The sequence below is a fragment of the Alloalcanivorax marinus genome (assembly GCF_016785095.1).
Lineage (GTDB): Bacteria > Pseudomonadota > Gammaproteobacteria > Pseudomonadales > Alcanivoracaceae > Alloalcanivorax > Alloalcanivorax marinus_A.
On record NZ_JAEKJB010000011.1, the window covers coordinates 148,630 to 165,799 of the forward strand.

15 protein-coding genes are annotated in these 17,170 nt (G+C 66.1%); 10 read left to right on the forward strand and 5 right to left on the reverse strand.

Annotation, left to right across the window (positions count from 1 at the left end; translation table 11 throughout):
* Nucleotides 1–9 precede the first annotated feature (9 nt).
* The 5 genes from JF515_RS16325 (at nucleotide 10) to JF515_RS16345 (ending at nucleotide 6,096) form a co-directional block, all read left to right on the forward strand.
* Nucleotides 10–1,089, forward strand: coding sequence for an AI-2E family transporter (locus JF515_RS16325; protein ID WP_203105529.1), 1,080 nt, complete (start codon nucleotides 10–12; stop codon nucleotides 1,087–1,089).
* A gap of 27 nt (nucleotides 1,090–1,116) precedes the next feature.
* Entirely contained in the window at nucleotides 1,117–1,902 is a 786-nt protein-coding gene (locus JF515_RS16330; protein ID WP_203105530.1) for a DUF4397 domain-containing protein, read from the forward strand.
* 75 nt (nucleotides 1,903–1,977) lie between these two features.
* Nucleotides 1,978–3,069, forward strand: a complete 1,092-nt coding sequence (locus JF515_RS16335; RefSeq protein WP_203105531.1) for a patatin-like phospholipase family protein — start codon at nucleotides 1,978–1,980, stop codon at nucleotides 3,067–3,069.
* Nucleotides 3,070–3,256: 187 nt separating this feature from the next.
* On the forward strand, nucleotides 3,257–4,531 hold the full coding sequence (locus JF515_RS16340) for an MATE family efflux transporter (RefSeq protein WP_203105677.1): 1,275 nt from the start codon (nucleotides 3,257–3,259) through the stop codon (nucleotides 4,529–4,531).
* Between the two features lie 221 nt (nucleotides 4,532–4,752).
* The gene (locus JF515_RS16345) at nucleotides 4,753–6,096 is read left to right on the forward strand and encodes an amidohydrolase (protein WP_203105532.1); all 1,344 of its coding nucleotides are present in this window, start codon (nucleotides 4,753–4,755) and stop codon (nucleotides 6,094–6,096) included.
* Between the two features lie 71 nt (nucleotides 6,097–6,167).
* Here JF515_RS16345 and fghA read toward each other — a convergent pair whose 3' ends face one another.
* Both fghA and JF515_RS16355 read right to left on the reverse strand, forming a co-directional pair.
* Nucleotides 6,168–7,025: an S-formylglutathione hydrolase gene (gene fghA / locus JF515_RS16350; protein ID WP_274380708.1), complete on the reverse strand. Its 858-nt coding sequence runs from the start codon at nucleotides 7,023–7,025 to the stop codon at nucleotides 6,168–6,170.
* Nucleotides 7,026–7,070: 45 nt separating this feature from the next.
* Nucleotides 7,071–8,180, reverse strand: coding sequence for an S-(hydroxymethyl)glutathione dehydrogenase/class III alcohol dehydrogenase (locus tag JF515_RS16355; RefSeq protein ID WP_203105533.1), 1,110 nt, complete (start codon nucleotides 8,178–8,180; stop codon nucleotides 7,071–7,073).
* Between the two features lie 105 nt (nucleotides 8,181–8,285).
* On the opposite strand from JF515_RS16355, the gene JF515_RS16360 reads away from it, so the two are divergent.
* The 3 genes from JF515_RS16360 (at nucleotide 8,286) to JF515_RS16370 (ending at nucleotide 11,250) form a co-directional block, all read left to right on the forward strand.
* On the forward strand, nucleotides 8,286–9,164 hold the full coding sequence (locus JF515_RS16360) for a LysR family transcriptional regulator (protein WP_203105534.1): 879 nt from the start codon (nucleotides 8,286–8,288) through the stop codon (nucleotides 9,162–9,164).
* Between the two features lie 142 nt (nucleotides 9,165–9,306).
* Entirely contained in the window at nucleotides 9,307–10,119 is an 813-nt protein-coding gene (gene dkgB, locus JF515_RS16365) for a 2,5-didehydrogluconate reductase DkgB (RefSeq protein WP_203105535.1), read from the forward strand.
* Between the two features lie 192 nt (nucleotides 10,120–10,311).
* A complete protein-coding gene (locus JF515_RS16370) occupies nucleotides 10,312–11,250 on the forward strand; it encodes a helix-turn-helix domain-containing protein (protein WP_203105536.1) in 939 nt (312 codons plus the stop codon).
* 209 nt (nucleotides 11,251–11,459) lie between these two features.
* Here the strand turns inward: JF515_RS16370 and JF515_RS16375 are convergent, their stop codons facing one another.
* The 3 genes from JF515_RS16375 to JF515_RS16385 form a co-directional block, all read right to left on the reverse strand.
* The gene (locus JF515_RS16375; protein ID WP_203105537.1) at nucleotides 11,460–12,404 is read right to left on the reverse strand and encodes a DegV family protein; all 945 of its coding nucleotides are present in this window, start codon (nucleotides 12,402–12,404) and stop codon (nucleotides 11,460–11,462) included.
* A 122-nt stretch (nucleotides 12,405–12,526) separates the two neighbouring features.
* Nucleotides 12,527–13,603, reverse strand: a complete 1,077-nt coding sequence (locus tag JF515_RS16380) for an AbrB family transcriptional regulator (RefSeq protein ID WP_203105538.1) — start codon at nucleotides 13,601–13,603, stop codon at nucleotides 12,527–12,529.
* A gap of 30 nt (nucleotides 13,604–13,633) precedes the next feature.
* A complete protein-coding gene (locus JF515_RS16385; protein WP_203105539.1) occupies nucleotides 13,634–14,845 on the reverse strand; it encodes a lipase family protein in 1,212 nt (403 codons plus the stop codon).
* 284 nt (nucleotides 14,846–15,129) lie between these two features.
* On the opposite strand from JF515_RS16385, the gene leuC reads away from it, so the two are divergent.
* Together leuC and leuD are read left to right on the forward strand one after the other, a co-directional pair.
* Complete coding sequence (gene leuC, locus JF515_RS16390) at nucleotides 15,130–16,557, forward strand: 3-isopropylmalate dehydratase large subunit (RefSeq protein ID WP_203105540.1); 1,428 nt, start codon at nucleotides 15,130–15,132, stop codon at nucleotides 16,555–16,557.
* Entirely contained in the window at nucleotides 16,557–17,165 is a 609-nt protein-coding gene (gene leuD / locus JF515_RS16395; protein WP_203105541.1) for a 3-isopropylmalate dehydratase small subunit, read from the forward strand. Before leuC ends, leuD begins: the two co-directional genes overlap by 1 nt.
* Nucleotides 17,166–17,170: the final 5 nt, after the last annotated feature.

Genomic DNA, 17,170 nt, shown 5'->3' on the forward strand with positions numbered 1-17,170 from the left:
GGAGAAACAATGCGCGCGCCGCTGGAACAGAAATCCTTCCTGGCCCTGCTGCTGTTGGTCAGCGTGGCCTTCATGTGGGTGCTCAAGCCGTTCTTCGCGCCCATCTTCTGGGCCTGCGCCGTGGCGCTGATTTTTTATCCCGCCCAGCAGAGGCTGCTGCGCAAGTGGCCGGGGCGGCCCAACCTGGTGGCGCTGACCACGCTGCTGATCTGCACCGTGGTGGTGGTGATTCCGGTGCTGGCGGTGGCCGCCTCCTTCGTCACCGAGGGCGTGGCCATGTACCAGAAGCTGCAGCGGGGCGATCTGGACCCGCAGAAATACATCGATGCCTTCCGTACCGGTTTTCCCTCCGCCTACCACCTGCTGGAGCGCGCCGGCGTGGAATTCGGCAATCTGGGCGAGCAGCTGATCAACGGACTGAAGAGCGCCGGCCAGTTCCTTGGCAAGCGCGCCCTGGCAGTGGGCCAGAACACCTTCCAGTTCTTCATCGATCTGGGCCTGATGCTGTATCTCACTTTCTTCCTGCTGCGCGACGGGCCCAAGCTGGTGAACATGCTGATCCGCGCGCTGCCCCTGGGCGACGACCGGGAGATCCTGCTGTTCAACAAGTTCGCCGAAATCACCCGGGCCACCATCAAGGGCAATCTGGTGGTGGCGGCGGTGCAGGGCGCCTTGGGCGGTCTCATCTTCTGGATACTGGGCATCCCGGCGGCGCTGCTGTGGGGCGTGGCCATGGCCCTGCTGTCGCTGATCCCGGCGGTGGGCGCGAGCTTGATCTGGCTGCCGGTGGCGCTGTATTTGTATGCCGTGGGCGACGTCGCCGAGGCGGTGATCCTGACCGCCTTCGGCGCCGTGGTGATCGGCCTGGTGGACAACCTGCTCCGGCCGATCCTGGTGGGCCGCGACACCAAGCTGCCGGACTATGTGGTGCTGTACTCCACCCTCGGCGGGCTGGCGCTGTTCGGGATCACCGGTTTCGCCCTGGGACCGCTGCTGGCGGGCCTGTTCGTGGCCTTCTGGCAGATCTTCATTCAGGAATTCAACACGGAACCGGCGGACGTGGACATTGGTCCTACCGGAGACGAATAACAGGGACGGAATCCCGGGGAGACGATCATGAATCTGTTGTATTTCACGCCGCTGGTGGTGGCCGCCGCCGTGGCCAGCAGTTGCGGGGACGACGATGACGACGGCCTCGGTTCACTGCGTTCCGACGCCTCGGTGTTCTATTACAACCAGATCACCAGCAACGGCGCCGCCGATCAGAGCCTGTTGACGGTGGATGTCTCCCTGACCGGGGACGACGACAGCGACAGTGCTTCCGGTATCGGTTATTCCCTCGATGATGAAGGGCCGGAACTTCGGGTCCGCATCGATGATGCCGATGATAATGATGACAACAGCGTTTCGTTGGTGGGCGAGAACAGCAGCGGTCGTTTGTTCCGTACTCGCGTCGATCTGGTCAATAACAGCAACTACACCGCGGTGTCCTACGGTGACACCGGCTTTAATACGGATATTGCCGTTTTCGAGCAGGATGGCAGTGACGTCGACTCCGGGGCCCGGTTCAGGGTCATCAATACGGTTGATCCGGAAGATCTGGATGCCAGTGGTTTCGCCTTGCGCTACAACGACGCGGGTACCGGCAATTACTTCGAGACGGGCTTGCGCCTTGGCCAGGCCACTGATTATCAGAGTACCAATGCAGGCAGTCTCAACCTGGTGGTCGCCCGTACCGGTGTCAGCCCGGAAGAGCGCTTTGCCCGCGTGGATTGCTCGTTGAGTGGTTCCCGCACCTACGACGTGATCCTGGCGGTGAACGATCCGCTCAACCCGCCGCTCAGCGAGAGCGAGGCGGAGGACGAGCTGGTGATCTACTGCCATCCCCAGGAGCGCAACTGAGGGCGCCCCTGTTCGGCATTGTGTTTCCCGAACCAGCGGTTAGCATGGCCGGGTCCGTTAGCCGGGGGAAGCGCCTTGCCCGCCATTCATACCCGCGAGCCGGCGCTGATATTGCGCGCTGGCGCGCAAGCTCGACAGCACCTTATTGATCACGGCCTGCGCGCCGAGGACGTGGACATCCTGCCCGGCGCCGCCGGCGGCCCCAAGGCGGTGGGGCTGGCCGGCCTGGACCGGGCCGTGTTCGGCGATTTCCTGCCCCGGGCGCCGCGCCCGCGCACCCTGATCGGCGCTTCCATCGGCAGCTGGCGGTTCGCCGCCGTGGCCGGCGCCCGGGACGGTCGCGACGCCGCTCACCGGCTGGCGCGGCTGGCCGATCTGTACACTTCCCAGCGTTTTCCCAAGGGCGTGACTCCCCGGGAAGTCACGCGACGCTGCGAGAAGATGCTGGCGGACCTGCTCGCCGACAGCGACGACCGTATTCTCACCAACCCGGATTACCGGCTGGTGGTGGTGGTGATCCGCAGCCGGGGCGCGATTGGTGGCGACCGCCCCCTGGGCCTGGGGCTCGGCCTGGCCGGGGTGATCGGCGGCAATCTGCTCAGCCGTCGCGCCCTGGGCGCGTTCATGGAGCGGGGCCTTGCCTACACCGGCGAACCAGAGCTGCCCCTGGAAGAGCTGCGCGACTTCACCACCCATGCCATTCCCCTGGATGTGAAGAACCTGCGCGCGGTACTGCTGGCCAGCGCCGCCATTCCCATGGTGTTGGAGGGGGTGCGCGACATCCCCGGCGCGCCGCCCGGCGTGTACCGGGACGGCGGGCTGCTGGATTACCACCTGGACCTGCCCTATCGCAGCGAGGGGCTGGTGCTGTATCCGCACTTCACCGACCGGGTGATCCCCGGCTGGTTCGATAAACCCCTGCGCTGGCGAAAGGGCGACGTCGGACGGTTGTCACGCACCCTGCTGGTGGCGCCCTCGGCGGATTACCTGGCGCGGCTGCCGGACGGCAAGCTGCCGGACCGCTCCGACTTCAAGCGCTACCTGGGCGACGACCCGGCCCGCGAGCGGGCCTGGCGCCAGGCCATCGACGAGAGCCGGCGGCTGGGCGACGAGTTCCTGGAGCTGGTGGAGACCGGAAAGTTCGCGGACCGCCTTACGCCGCTGTGATGATCGCGACTGAAGTCGCTCCTACAAGGCCAAGGGGGGGGCTGTAGGAGCGACTTCAGTCGCGATGCTCCCCGTCCATGCGGTCACCCCTCCTGTGTTAGGCTTGCCGCTCCCGTAATCCGCCGGAGCCTCCGTGCGCCACGCCGATTCCTCCCTGACCCGTCAAATCTGGCAGCAAACCTGGCCCATGACCCTGGGCGCCCTGTCGCTGCTGGGCTTCAATCTGGTCGACAGCGTCTTCGTGGCGCGCCTGGGCACCGAGCCCCTGGCCGCCCAGTCGTTCACCTTCCCCCTGGTGTTTCTCACCATCGGCGTGCAGGTGGGCATGGGCATCGCCATCGCCGCCCTGATCTCCCGGGCCATCGGCGCCGGCGAGGAACACCGGGCCGGGCGCCTGGGGGTGCTGGTGCTCACCGGCGGCGGCGCCGTCATGGCGGTATTGCTGTTCCTGTTGTGGGCATTGCAGGACCCGGCCTTCGCCCTGCTCGGCGCCAGCGAGCGCATCCGCGAGGTGATCCGGCCGTTTTGGAACATTCAGGTGTGCGCCTCCTGGGCCAGCGCCATGATGTATTTCGGCTACAGCCTGTTCCGCGCCCACGGCAATACCCGCTTCCCGGGGACCATGATGATGGTCACCAGCCTGCTGAACCTGGTCCTCGACCCATTGCTGATCTTCGGCCTCGGGCCGGTGCCGGCCCTGGGCCTGGAGGGCGCCGCCTGGGCGTCGCTGGCGGCGTTCGTCAGCGGCGGCCTGGTCACCGCTTTCTTCCTGCGCGGGCGCGGCTGGCTGGAGCTCGACCAGGTGCTGGCGGAGGTGCGCGTTTCCGCCGGCCCGTTCGCCCACATCGCCGGGCCCGCCATGGTCAGCCAGCTGATGCCGCCCCTGGCGGCCATGCTCGCCACCGGCCTGGTGGCGCGGCTGGGGGAATCGGCGGTGGCCGCCTGGGGCCTGACCAGCCGCCTGGAAAGCTTCTCCATCGTGCTGGTGCTGGGCATGACCATGGCGCTGCCGCCCTGGCTGGGCCGCTGCTACGGCGCCGGCCGCTGGGAAGAGGTGGAGCGGGTGATGGCCGCCGCCGCGCGCATGGTGGTGATCTGGCAGGTGCTGCTGGGGTTGTTGGTGGCGCTGTGCGCCGCGCCCCTGGCGGCGTTGCTGGTGGAAAGCCCGGCGGTACGTGACGCCCTCACCCGGCTGATCCGCTTCCTGCCGCCCAGCTACGGGCTGCTCGGCGTGTGCATGCTGGTGGTATCGGCCAGTAACGCCCTGGGCTGGCCCATGCGCGCCATGCTGATTTCCTTCCTGCGCCTGTTCGCCTGCTACTTGCCGTTGCTATGGCTGGGCGCCTGGCTGGGCGGGCTCACCGGGCTGGCCATCGGCGCCGGCGCTGGCAACCTGCTCGCCGGCGCCATGGCCTGGACCTTCTACAAGAAAGGCCTGCGCCGCCACCTGGATGCTCTGTAGGCCCGTAGGAGCGGCCGGGCGGCGTACCGCTTCAGCCGCGATTCGGCGTTTGAGCATCACCCCACCGCCGGATCGCGGCTGAAGCCGCTCCTACCGGGAGTCCCACCGGGTGAATGGGGGGGCTGTTCCTTGGCACATGGCGGTTGAGTGGTTATCTTCACTCGCGAAACTCCATTCCAATAACAGGACCTCCGGGTCCAATTCTCACCAGGGGAGAGTGTATGTCTGTTTCCATGTCACTACGGGCGCCGCTGGCGGCCGCCCTGCTGCTGGTCTGTGCCGGCGCCCAGGCGGCCGCCGATCTGAAAGAGCGCGTCGCCGAGCTGGCCGAGGCCCAGGGGGACCGTCTCGAAAGTACCTTCAAGCACTTGCACGCCAATCCGGAGCTGGGTTTCCAGGAAACCGAAACCGCCCGGCTGGTCAGCAAGCGGCTCAAGAAGCTCGGTTACCAGGTGCACACCGGCATCGGTGGCACCGGCGTGGCGGCGGTGCTGAAAAACGGCGACGGGCCGGTGGTGATGTTCCGCAGCGACATGGATGGCCTGCCTCTGAAAGAAGAGACAGACCTGGATTACGCCAGCCGCAAGCAGGTGACCCTGGATGACGGCAGCAAGGTGCATGTGACCCACGCCTGCGGCCACGACGCTCACGTAAGCTGGCTGCTGGGCATCGCCCGGGTGATGCGTGATACCCGTGATGACTGGTCCGGCACCCTGGTGCTGGTGGCGCAGCCGGCGGAGGAACTGCTCGAAGGCGCTCAGGCCATGGTCGATGATGGTCTCTACGATAAGGTGCCCAAGCCGCAACTGCTGATCAGCGCCCACGTTTTCCCGGCCTGGCCCTCGGGCACCGTGGCGGTGCGCGCCGGTCGCCGCATGGCCGGCAGCGATCAGCTGGACGTCACCCTGCACGGGGTCGGTGGTCACGGCTCCATGCCGCAAGTCACCATTGACCCGGTGGTGATGGGCGCCCGTTCGGTGATGGCTTATCAGACCATCGTAAGCCGTAACGTGGACCCGCAGAAACCGGCGGTGCTTACCGTTGGCGCCAGCCAGATCGGCGAAGCCAACAACGTGATCTCGGAAACCGGTGTGCTGAAACTGAACCTGCGCTGGTACGAAAAATCGGTGCGCGACCAGATGATCGAGGCGATCAAGCGGGAAACCAACGGCATCGCCCGGGCCGCCGGCGTGGCCGAGGACAAGCTGCCGGACTACACCTTCAAGGGGTACTCCGAGCCGGTCTATAACGACGAAGCCCTGGCCAGGCACGCCCAGGGCCTGCTGGCCGAAGGCCTCGGCAAGGACGCGTTGATGCCCGGTTTCCCGCCGGTGATGGGCTCCGAGGATTTCCCCATGCTGGTGGCCGGCATCGAGGACACCAAGACCCTGTTCATGGAAGTGGGCGGTGGGCCCGCGGACGTGGTCAAGACCTACATGGCGACGGGTAAACTGCCGCCGATGAACCACAACCCCAAGTTCGAAATCATCGAACCGCGCCGGGTGATCACCACCGCCGTCAAGGCCAACAGCCTGCTGCTGCTGGACGCGCTGGCGCCGCAATAACCGGCCCTGGGAACCCGATAATCCTGTACGGGCCCACCCGATCCCGGCGCGGGCCCTCTGGAGAGCAGCGGTCAGGCGCTGCGCAGGTGGTGGGCGTGGTAGCGCAGGTGATCGTCGATGAAGCTGGCGATGAAGAAGTAGGAGTGGTCGTAGCCCGGGCACATGCGCAGGGTCAGCGGAATGCCGGCGTCCTTGCAGGCGGCTTCCAGGGCTTGCGGGCGTAGCTGCCCGTCCTGGTAGAAGTTGTCCGCGTCGCCCTGGTCCACCTTGATCTCGTCCACCCGGGCGCCGGCGGCGATCAGCTCGCAGGCGTCCCATTGCTTCCAGCTTTCCCGGTCGTCGCCCAGATAGCCGCCGAATGCTTTCTCGCCCCAGGGGCACCGGGTGGGGTTGGCGATCGGCGCGAACGCGGACACCGAGGTGTAGCGGTCCGGGTTCTTGAGCGCGCAGACCAGGGCGCCGTGGCCGCCCATGGAGTGTCCGCTGATCGCCTCGCGGCCGTTGAGTGGGAAGTGCGCGTGCACCAGCGCCGGCAATTCCTCGGTAACGTAGTCGTACATCCGGTAGTGCTTGTTCCAGGGCGCCTGTTCGGCGTTCAGGTAGAAGCCGGCCCCGGAGCCGAAATCGTAGCTGTCATGCTCGCCGGGCAGGTCGGTGCCGCGCGGGCTGGTGTCCGGGCACACGAACGCCAGCCCCAGCTCCGCCGCCACCCGCTGGGCGCCGGCCTTCTGGGTGAAGTTCTCATCGGTGCAGGTGAGCCCGGACAGCCACCACAGCAGCGGCACATCATGCTCCTCCGCCGCCGGCGGCAGGAAGATGGCGAACACCATCTCGCAGCCCAGCACCTTGCTGTGGTGCTTGTAGCGTTTCAGCCAGCCGCCGAAGCTCTTGTTGGCGGAAACCAGTTCCAGTTCATTGGAGGTCGTCATCGGTGACTCCCTGGGTCATATTCGAAAGATACGGAGCAACCGGCCTCAGTACAGAATCACGGAGCGGATGCTCTTGCCTTCGTGCATCAGATCGAACGCCTTGTTGATGTCATCCAGCGGCATGGTGTGGGTGACGAACTCGTCGATCTTGATCTCGCCCTTCATGTAGCGGTCCACGTAGCCGGGCAGCTCGGTGCGGCCCTTCACGCCGCCGAAGGCGGAGCCTTTCCAGACCCGGCCGGTGACCAGCTGGAACGGGCGGGTGGAGATTTCCTCGCCGGCGCCGGCCACGCCGATGATGATCGATTCGCCCCAGCCCTTGTGACAGCACTCCAGGGCGGAGCGCATCACGTTGACGTTGCCGATGCACTCGAAGGAGTAATCCACGCCGCCGTCGGTGAGCTCGACGATCACCTCCTGGATGGAGTTGCTGTATTGGGTCGGGTTGATGAAGTCGGTGGCGCCGAATTGCCGCGCCATCTTCTCCTTGTCGTCGTTGATGTCGATGGCGATGATGCGCTCCGCCTTGGCCATCACCGCACCCTGGATCACCGACAGGCCGATGCCGCCCATGCCGAACACCGCCACCGTTGAACCGGGCTCCACCTTGGCGGTGTTGAGCACCGCGCCGATGCCGGTGGTGACGCCGCAGCCGAGCAGGCAGATCTTGTCCAGCGGCGCTTCCTTGCTGACCTTGGCCAGGGACACTTCCGACACCACGGTGTACTCGGAGAACGTGCTGGTGCCCATGTAGTGGTTGATTTCCTTGCCGTTCAGGGAGAAACGGCGGGTGCCGTCGGGCATCAGGCCCTGGCCCTGGGTGGCGCGCACCGCGGAGCACAGGTTGGTCTTGCCGGACAGGCAGAACTTGCACTTGCCGCATTCGGCGGTGTACAGCGGGATCACGTGGTCGCCGGGCTTGACGCTGGTAACGCCCTCGCCCACTTCCTCGACGATGCCGGCGCCCTCATGGCCGAACACGGAAGGGAACAGCCCTTCCGGGTCCTTGCCGGACAAGGTGTAGGCGTCGGTGTGGCAGACGCCGGTGGCGACGATCCGGACCAGCACTTCGCCGGCCTTGGGGCCGGCCACGTCGATTTCCTCGATGACCAGCGGTTTGCCTGCTTCCCAGGCCACGGCGGCTCTTGATTTCATGGTGTTCTCCCTGTGGGTCCATATCGTATTGGTGTCCATGGTAGAGCAGCGCCGGGGCGCGGATTAAGGCATCATGGCGCAATAGATTATTGCTGGAGGGCAACAATGCAGCACTGGGACCGCATCGAGGCCTTCGTCGAAGTAGTGCGGCACGAATCCTTCGCCGGCGCCGCCCGTGCCCTGGGCGTCTCCAGTTCCCATGTGAGCCGGCTGGTGGCGCGGCTGGAGAAGGAGCTGGGCACTCAGTTGCTCTACCGGACCACCCGGCGGCTGGGCCTCACCGACGCCGGCACCGTCTATTACGAACACTGCGCCCAGCTGTTCGACGGCTTCCAGGAAGCGCTCACCGCCATCAGCGACTACCAGCAGCAGCCCAAGGGTGTGCTCAAGCTCACCTGCGCCACCACCTTCGGCGAGAAATTCATCGCTCCGGTGGTCAACGATTTCCTGGTCGCCCACCCACAGCTGTCGGTGCGCATGGACTTCACCAACCGGCGGGTGGACATCATCGACGAGGGCTTCGACGTGGCGATTCGCACCGGCGCCCTGCCCGATTCCACGCTGATCGCCCGCAAGCTGTGCGAGCGTCGCGAGTACGTGGTCGGCTCGGCGGCCTATTTCGACCGGCATCCACGCCCGCACACCCTGGGGGAGCTGGGCGGCCACAACTGTCTGCTCGGTTCCATGGACCACTGGGCCTTCGACGTGGACGGCCAGCACCGTACCTGGCGGGTGCAGGGCAACTGGCGGGCCAATTCCGGCCTGGCGCTGCTGGACGCGGCCCGCAAGGGGCTGGGCCTGGTGCAACTGCCGGATTACTACGTGCGCGACGGGCTCGACGATGGCTCGCTGATTTCGGTGCTGGACCAGTACGCCTGTGGCCACACCGCCGTGTGGGTGGTCTATCCGCGCCACCGGCATCTGTCGCCGAAGGTGCGGCAGTTCGTGGATTTTCTGGTGGAGGCCATGGCGGGTCGCGACTGAAGCGGTACGCCGCCCGGTCGCTCCTACAACGAGCCATGGGCACCGTAGGAGCGACTTCAGTCGCGATCAACCTTGAAACCCACTCCATTCGCCGTCAGGTACACCCCGTTGACGGATTAACCCGAACGGCAAAGGAGCGAACATGGCTAAGGCAAGCATTCCGTCCCTGGGGCTGGGCACCTTCCGGCTCAAGGGCGAGCAATTGATGGGCAGCATCCACAAGGCTCTGGATTTGGGCTACCGCCACATCGATACCGCTCAGATGTACGACAACGAGGAGACCGTCGGCGCCGCCCTGGACGCCCATGACGTACCCCGCGACGAGGTGTTCCTGACCACCAAGATCTGGCACGACCGGTTGCGCCACGACGACCTGCTGAAAAGCCTGCAGGAAAGCGTCAACCGGCTGCGCACCGACAGTGTGGATCTGGCGTTGATTCACTGGCCCAGCCCCGGCGACGAAGTGCCCATGGAGGAATACATCGGTGCCTTGGCGGAGGCCAAACAACGCGGCCTGGCCAGGCATGTGGGCGTGTCCAACTTTACCGTCGCCCAGCTTGAGAAAGCACGCGGTCTGCCCGGCGGCGAGCACCTGGTCACCAACCAGGTGGAGGTGCATCCGTTCCTCACCAACCGCAGGGTGGTGGAGGCGGTGAAGGGCGCCGGCCTCACCGTCACCGCCTACATGCCCCTGGCGGTGGGCAAGGTGATGGAAGACGAGACCCTCGGGAAGCTGGCGGATAAGTACCACGCCACGCCGGCTCAGTTGGTGTTGGCCTGGCTGCACCAGCAGGACATCGTGGTGATCCCGTCCTCCACCAAGGAAGCCCACCTGAAAGCCAATCTGGAGGCCTTGGATCTGAGCATCGAGGAAGACGACGTGGCGATCATCGAAAGTCTGGATCGGGGCGAGCGCATCGCCGACCCGGATTTCGCCCCGGACTGGGATCGCTAAGCCGCCCCGGCTTGTACGGCGCCCGCCACCGTGGTACCTGTTTTGTGAACGGGTTCCGGTTTTTGGAGGTGGCGGGTGGTTTGTTCCGGGCAGGTGGATCGGCAAGAGGCCGGTCTGTCCCACGACGTATTTCGCGCTGAGCGCTTTCCCCGAGCGGACCGCTTCCCGGTCTGGCGGGAGAGCGTGCGCCCCTTGTTCGATTCCGTGCCCGCCGCCACCGGGAAATTTCACGCCTGGGTGGAAAGCTACGACCTGCGCGAGGTGTTCATGGCCTGGTGCGGTTTTTCGCCCCTGGCGTTTCAACGCCCCGCCGGCCGTGAATACCCGGACGGGGGTGATCACTGGCTGGTGCAGTTCTATCAGCGGGGCGGCTATGCGGGGCACAACGGTGATCGCCCGATGCGCGTGGGCGCCGGCGACATCAGCCTGCTGGATCTGGGCCGCTCCCTGGATACCCGGGCCCCCTCATCGCGGGTGTTGTCGGTGGTGATTCCCCGGGACGTGCTTGCCGAGCTGGCGCCCGGGGTCCGCCTTCGCCACGGTCGGGTACTGGCCGCGAACCGGCCTTTGACGACCATTCTGAGCCACCACCTGCTCTCCGTCTGGCAAACCCTTCCGACCCTGTCCGTCGCCGATCTGGAAAGCGTCAATCGCACCCTGGTGGGAGCGGTGGCCGGAGCCTTCGCCGACCCGGGCGGTGGCGGGCCGGTGTCGCCGTCGGCGGGCGAGGAACCCCTTCTCGAGGGCGTCGGGCTGGACGCCATGCTCGCCTATATCCGCGCCCACCTGGATGAAGACCTGTCGCCCGCCAGGCTTTGTCATCGGTTCGGCTGTTCCAGGAGCCGGTTGTATCGCCTGTTCCAGCCGGTGGGCGGGGTGGCCGCCTATGTGCGTGAGCAGCGCCTGGAGCGTTGCTTCCGGGATCTGCGGCGTGCCGCCGTCAATGGCGAGCGGGTGGTGGACGTGGCCCTGCGCTGGGGCTTCGATAGTCAGAGCCATTTCTGCCGGCTGTTCCGCCGTGCCTTCGCCATGACCCCCAGCGACGTTATCGAGCAAGCCCGGGCCGCCGACGTCTCACCGGCGTCCACGCCGGGCGGGCCGGCCTTTCAGCATTGGCTGCGTCAGCTTTGATCGCTCCGGGGACGCGGAGACAAGAAATGGGGGACGGACGGGCAAGCCGGCTCACCGTGTGCACTGCAAAATGATGCCTGATCGCCGCGCCGTAAACTCGGGTTGTGGGCTGGAAGCAGGCGATCAGCGGCGCCGGAACCTCAAACCCGCCGCCGACGTCCGCCGGGGGGAGGGCCTGGCGGCGGGGTTCCGGTGAGCCGTTTCCGGTATCAGCCCTCGAAGGCGGGATCGTCGACGATCATGCCCAGGCTCAGAGCGCCGGGGCCGATGTTCACCGCGCCGGTAAGGCCCATTGTGCTCAGCAGCAGGGCCACGTCATGCTCCCGGGCCGTCGCGGCCAGCTTGTCGAAGCCCGGCATTTGACGAATGCGGCTTTCATCGCCGGCGTAGCTCACGCAGATCACCGGCGCCGCCAGGCCGCGCTCGATGCAGCGCGCCCCGTGACGGAAGATCGCCTCCACGCCGGCGTCAAAGCCACGCAGCTTGGCCACCGGGAAGGTCTCGTCCTGACGCGCGCACAGCACCGGTTTGATATCCAGGGCATTGCCCAGAATCGCGCCGGCCCAACTGACGCTCTTGTCGCCCCGCTTCTTGGCGCGTTTGTGCAGGTAGTAGATATCCGGCACCACCGCGTAGCCGGTGGCCTGGCTGGCCAGCACTTCCACGGTCTGGCGGATCTCGGTGATCTTCATGCCGGACTGGATCAGTCGCGCGGTGGCCGCGGCCAGGGCACCCTGGCCGGCGAACAGGGTCTGGCTGTCGGTGACGCGCAGCGCGAAGGGGCCCTCCACGCCGGCGTTCTTGCGAATCGGTTTGTACTCGCGAAGGATAGCGTGGGACGCCTCGGTGGCGTTGTCGAAGATCGGGCTGCGGCTTTTCGGTACCGTCTGCACCAGAGCGTAGTCGAAATCCACCACCACTTTTTCCAGGAACAGGGTCTTGATCTGTTCCATGGTGAACGGCACGGAGACCGCGTCGTGGGCCTTGTCCGCCGCCTCGGTGGCATAGAACTGGCGGGTGCGTTCGGGATCGCGCTGGTCAACGATTTCCTGATCGCCCAGTTTGATGGCCACCGGCAGAATCAGAATGCCGTGCTCATCGATAAAGGACTTGGGCAGATCACAACCGGAATCCACCACCAGACCGATTCTCATGATTAAGGTCCCCCAACGGTCGAGCGCCGTTTTAATTCATTTGAGTCTAGCGAAAAAAGGGTGACCTGCAACATTGTCGCCATATTGTCGCGAAATTCGCTAACGGAATTTCGTGGCGTGGCTTATCGCGCCCGGCTCCGGACAGCCACCGACCGGGCTACCCTGGGGCCGATGGAAAGCACGATAAGCAGGCGTAGAAACTGCGAAGCGAGAATCAGCGGCAGAATCACGTCCGCTTCCCGGGCAATGATGATGATGGTTTCAATGCCGCCGGGGCTGAGTGCCAGATAGGCGGTCAGCGGATCGATGGTCGGCACCAGCCGGGCCAGCAGGAACGCGATCACGCCACACAGGGTAATCACCGCCGCCGCCGCGGACAGCATGATCGGCAGCAGCGTCAAGCAGTGCTTGATGGCGCCGCGATTGAAGGTCAGACCCACGTACCAGCCGGTCATGGTGAAGGCGGGGATGAACACGAACGGCGGCACCTCGATCGTCAGCAGGCCACTGCCCTGCAGCAGCGTGCCGCCGAAGGCGGGAACCAGAAGCGCCAGGGTGCCGTTGCCAGTGAGCTTGCTGATGGCGAAGCCGAACAGCGCCAGCGCCAGCCCGGCGAGGATCGGCAGGTAGCTGCCGTGGAACGACCAGGCCAGTGGCAGGGCGGCGCCGGCGGCATGGCCGCTTCCGTGGTTTTTTTCCAGCAGCGTGGCCATGGCGATGGACGCGACGGACACCAGCACGATCCGTGAGTACTGCATCATCGCCACCACGCGGGGATCGGAATGATGGGTGTCGGCAAGCAATACCATGGCCGAGGCCGCGCCGGGAAACAGACCCCAGATGGCGGTGGTGTCGGGCAGCCAGCGACGCCGCGCGATGACGATGCTGAATGCCACGATGGCCGCCATGGCGATCAGGTTCACCGAGATCAGCAGCAGCCAGTGCTCCAGGAACACCGCCAGCAAGGAGGGGGTGATGAAGCCGGCGATCAGGCAACCCATCACGCTTTGCGCGCCCAGCGTGAAGTTGCGGTGCAAGCGCAGGCCGCTGCCGCTCAAGGCAATGATCACGCCGGCCACCATCGGCCCGAGCATGAACGCCGCCGGCAGATGCCATCGTCGCATCAGAGCGGCGGCGGCTCCGGAAAGAAGAATCAGGAGCAGCCAGAAGGAAAGCGTGCGAAAGCCGGTTTTTTTCATTGTTCGGTTCCGGTGGCGGCGTGGCCGTTTTTAATCATGATTGAAAGGCGCGTCCGGGTCGCGTTCGCCGGGTGGGCCCGGTGGTTGCAGTCGATCGCAATTGGCCGGCGGTGTTTCGCCCGCCCGCCGCGCCTCGACGAACCTGAAGGCGTCGTCCAGAGCGCCGTGCAGGGCACCGTCGTGGCCCAGGCCCGGGTAGAGCCGCCAGATGATCCGGTTGCCGGCGGCGCACAGTGCCGCCGCCACGGCATACTGCCGCTCGGGCGTGATGGTGCGATCCGCCTGACCGGTGCCGATCAGTACGGGGAAGGGGAGGCGCGCCTGGGGCATATCGGTGGTCGGTACCCGCAGGGCGGCCAACTCCCGAGCAGGGATGGTGAGCAGCTCCTCGGAGGAGGCCACACCCAGTTCCCGTGCCTTGCGCGCGATGTCGGCGGTGCACCCGGCGCGGGCCACCCGCAGCAGCGCCAGGCCCTTGGGCGTGAGGATTTTCTCCAGGGACGGGCCATCCGGGCGCAACCCGCCGGTGGCGAACGCCAGGAACATGGTCATGGAGCGGCGTGGCGGCAGCGCCACCGGGCCGTCCGGAAAGGTGCTGTTGGGCCCCGTGATCACGGCGCCGAGAATATTCAGCTCCGGTGCCTGTCGCTGGCTCAGGATCGCCGCGCCGAGGGCCGCGCCGCCGCCCTGGGACTGGCCGGCCAGGACCACCCGGTTGGCAAGGCGGCGTGGTTCCAGAGCCAGGGCGGCGCGCACCGAATCGAGCACCGATTGCCCTTCCGCCCGCCACACCGAATAGGGGTGGGGCCCGGGGCCGCCGAGGCCCTGATAGTCGGTGGCGACCACCGCGAAGCCCCGTTCCAGCCAGCGGTTGATGTAGGCGGCGTCGCGGCCCTTGAACCCGGCCCAGGAGGGCGCGCAAACATCGGCGATGCCCAGGGTGCCATGGGCCCAGGCCAGTATCGGCCAGCCGTCCGCCGGTGCCGGAGCGGAGGGCAGAAAGAGGGTGGCGCTCACCGGTACCTGGCCGGAATCCCAGCGCTGATCCGGTGCACTGTAGAGCAGCCGGCGAACATGGGCGGCGGCTGGAATATCGGCCTGGGGTTCAACCTCCTCGGCGCGCAGCACGGTGCCGGGCGCCGCCGGCACGTCGCCGTCCCAGCGATAAAACGGAGACAGATCCATGTCGCCGGCGGAGGGGCCGGAGGGTAGTTCGCCGGCCTTCAGCGGGCCGGATGACATCGCGATGAGCCCGGCCAGGCACAGCAGAGTGATCAGGAGTGGGGCCCGGGAGGTTGTTATTGGAATGGTCATAGGCAATCAACATGAAAACGGCAGTGAATGAATCGATGGAAGATATACCACTGATTCCATTGAAGAAATCTGTACTAAATCGATCAACATAACCGTTTTTTCGATGCATCAGGCGCATCAATGATTGATTAATATTGTAAACATTTACACATTTTTTGTGCGTGTATATGCTCCAGCCTTTCGTTGTCCCTTCGACGGATTCTGGAGCAGTCATGGCGCCGAAAACCCTCTACGACAAACACATCGATTCGCACACCATCCGCAAGCTGGATGAGCACGGCCACGTGCTGCTCTACATCGACCGGCAGGTGGCGAACGAATACACCAGCCCGCAGGCGTTCAGCGGCCTTCGCGAGGCGGGTCGAAAGGTGCGTCGGCCGTCCGCCACCCTGGGCGTGGTGGACCATGTGAACCCCACGGCGCCACGCCGTACCGCCGAGGTGGCCGACGCCGGCGGCGCCCGCCAGGTGTCCTATTTCGGCCGCAACTGCGAGGACTTCGGCATCGAGTTGTTCGATATTCTGGACGGTCGCCAGGGCATCGAGCATGTGGTGGCGCCGGAGCAGGGCTTCATCCTGCCGGGCATGGTGGTGGCCGCTGGCGACAGCCACACCACCACCTACGGCGCGCTGGGCGCGTTCGGCTTCGGCATCGGCACCTCGGAGATCGAGCATGTACTGGCCACCCAGACCCTGGCCTATAAGAAGCTCAAGGCCATGCGGGTGGTCGTCAATGGGCCCCTGGCGCCGGGCGTGACCTCCAAGGACGTGATCATGGCGTTGATCGGGCGCATAGGCGCGTCCGGCGCCTCCGGCTACGCCATCGAATTCAGCGGCTCCGCCATCGATGACCTGTCCGTGGAGGCGCGCATGACGATCTGCAACATGGCCGTGGAGGCCGGCGCCAGAGGGGCGTTCATGGCGCCGGATGAAAAGGTGTACGCCTATCTCGCCGACAAGCCCCGGGCGCCCAAGGGCGAGATGTGGGAGCGGGCGGTGGCGCACTGGCGGACGCTGTACAGCGATCCGGGGGCCCGCTTCGACCGGGAGGTGACCCTGGAGGCCGGCGAGTTGGCGCCCATGGTGACCTGGGGCACCAGCCCGGACCAGGTAGTGAGCATCGAGGGTCGCGTTCCGGACCCCGCCGGGGAGCCGGACCCGTTGCGGCGCATGGATATGCAGCGGGCGCTGCGTTACATGGACCTGGCGCCGGGCACCCGCCTGGATGCCCTGCCCATCACCCATGCCTTCATTGGCTCCTGCACCAACTCCCGTATCGAGGACCTGCGCGCCGCCGCCGGGGTGCTGCGTGGCCGCAAGGTGGCGCCGGGGGTGCGCGCGATGATCGTGCCCGGCTCCACGCCGGTGAAGCGCCAGGCGGAAGAGGAAGGGCTGGCCCGGCAATTCATCGACGCCGGTTTTGAATGGCGGCAATCCGGCTGCTCCATGTGCCTGGCCATGAACGACGACGTGCTCGCCCCCGGTGACCGCTGCGCGTCGAGCACCAACCGTAATTTCGAGGGGCGTCAGGGCGCCGGCGCCCGCACCCACCTGATGAGCCCGGCCATGGTGGTGGAAGCCGCCATCGCTGGCCGGCTCGCCGATGTCAGAACCGCGCACGCCGCGAACCCGGAGGCCTGATGGAACCTTTCACTCGAGAACAGGGCGTGGCCGCGCCGCTGCTCTCCGCCAATATCGACACCGACGTAATCATGCCCAAGCAGTTCCTCAAGGGCATCGACCGGGCCGGCCTCGACCGGGGCGTATTTCACGATCTGCGATTTCTGCCCGAAGGCGGCCCGAATCCGGAATTCGTGCTTAATCGGGCGCCCTGGCGGGACGCCAGGTTCCTGGTCGTGGGGCCCAATTTCGGCTGCGGTTCCAGCCGCGAACACGCGGTCTGGGGCTTGCGGCAGCTCGGCATACGGGCGCTGATCGGCAGCAGCTTCGCCGGCATTTTCTTCGATAACTGCCAGCGTAACGGCGTGCTGCTGATCGAACTGGACCAGGAGCGGGTGGGGGAGATTGGCGAGTGGGTGTCCGAGGCCGGTAGCGCGACCCTGGAGATCGACCTGCCGGCGCAGACCATCACCCTGGCCAACGGCGTGGTGGTGGCGTTCGACATCGACGGGCTGCGCAAGGACGTGCTGATCTCGGGCCTGGACGCCATCGACCGCACGCTCACCATGAGTGACCGGATCGAGCGGTTCGAGGCCCGGCATTTCGCCGACCAGCCCTGGCTGGCCTGACGGCC

Coding starts and splice junctions, on each gene's coding strand:
- JF515_RS16325 (WP_203105529.1), top strand. CDS start 10: ATGCGCGCGCCGCTGGAACAGAAATCCTTCCTGGCCCTGCTGCTGTTG.
- JF515_RS16330 (WP_203105530.1), top strand. CDS start 1,117: ATGAATCTGTTGTATTTCACGCCGCTGGTGGTGGCCGCCGCCGTGGCC.
- JF515_RS16340 (WP_203105677.1), top strand. CDS start 3,257: ATGACCCTGGGCGCCCTGTCGCTGCTGGGCTTCAATCTGGTCGACAGC.
- JF515_RS16345 (WP_203105532.1), top strand. CDS start 4,753: ATGTCTGTTTCCATGTCACTACGGGCGCCGCTGGCGGCCGCCCTGCTG.
- fghA (WP_274380708.1), bottom strand. CDS start 7,025: ATGACGACCTCCAATGAACTGGAACTGGTTTCCGCCAACAAGAGCTTC.
- JF515_RS16355 (WP_203105533.1), bottom strand. CDS start 8,180: ATGAAATCAAGAGCCGCCGTGGCCTGGGAAGCAGGCAAACCGCTGGTC.
- JF515_RS16360 (WP_203105534.1), top strand. CDS start 8,286: ATGCAGCACTGGGACCGCATCGAGGCCTTCGTCGAAGTAGTGCGGCAC.
- dkgB (WP_203105535.1), top strand. CDS start 9,307: ATGGCTAAGGCAAGCATTCCGTCCCTGGGGCTGGGCACCTTCCGGCTC.
- JF515_RS16375 (WP_203105537.1), bottom strand. CDS start 12,404: ATGAGAATCGGTCTGGTGGTGGATTCCGGTTGTGATCTGCCCAAGTCC.
- JF515_RS16380 (WP_203105538.1), bottom strand. CDS start 13,603: ATGAAAAAAACCGGCTTTCGCACGCTTTCCTTCTGGCTGCTCCTGATT.
- JF515_RS16385 (WP_203105539.1), bottom strand. CDS start 14,845: ATGTCATCCGGCCCGCTGAAGGCCGGCGAACTACCCTCCGGCCCCTCC.
- leuC (WP_203105540.1), top strand. CDS start 15,130: ATGGCGCCGAAAACCCTCTACGACAAACACATCGATTCGCACACCATC.
- leuD (WP_203105541.1), top strand. CDS start 16,557: ATGGAACCTTTCACTCGAGAACAGGGCGTGGCCGCGCCGCTGCTCTCC.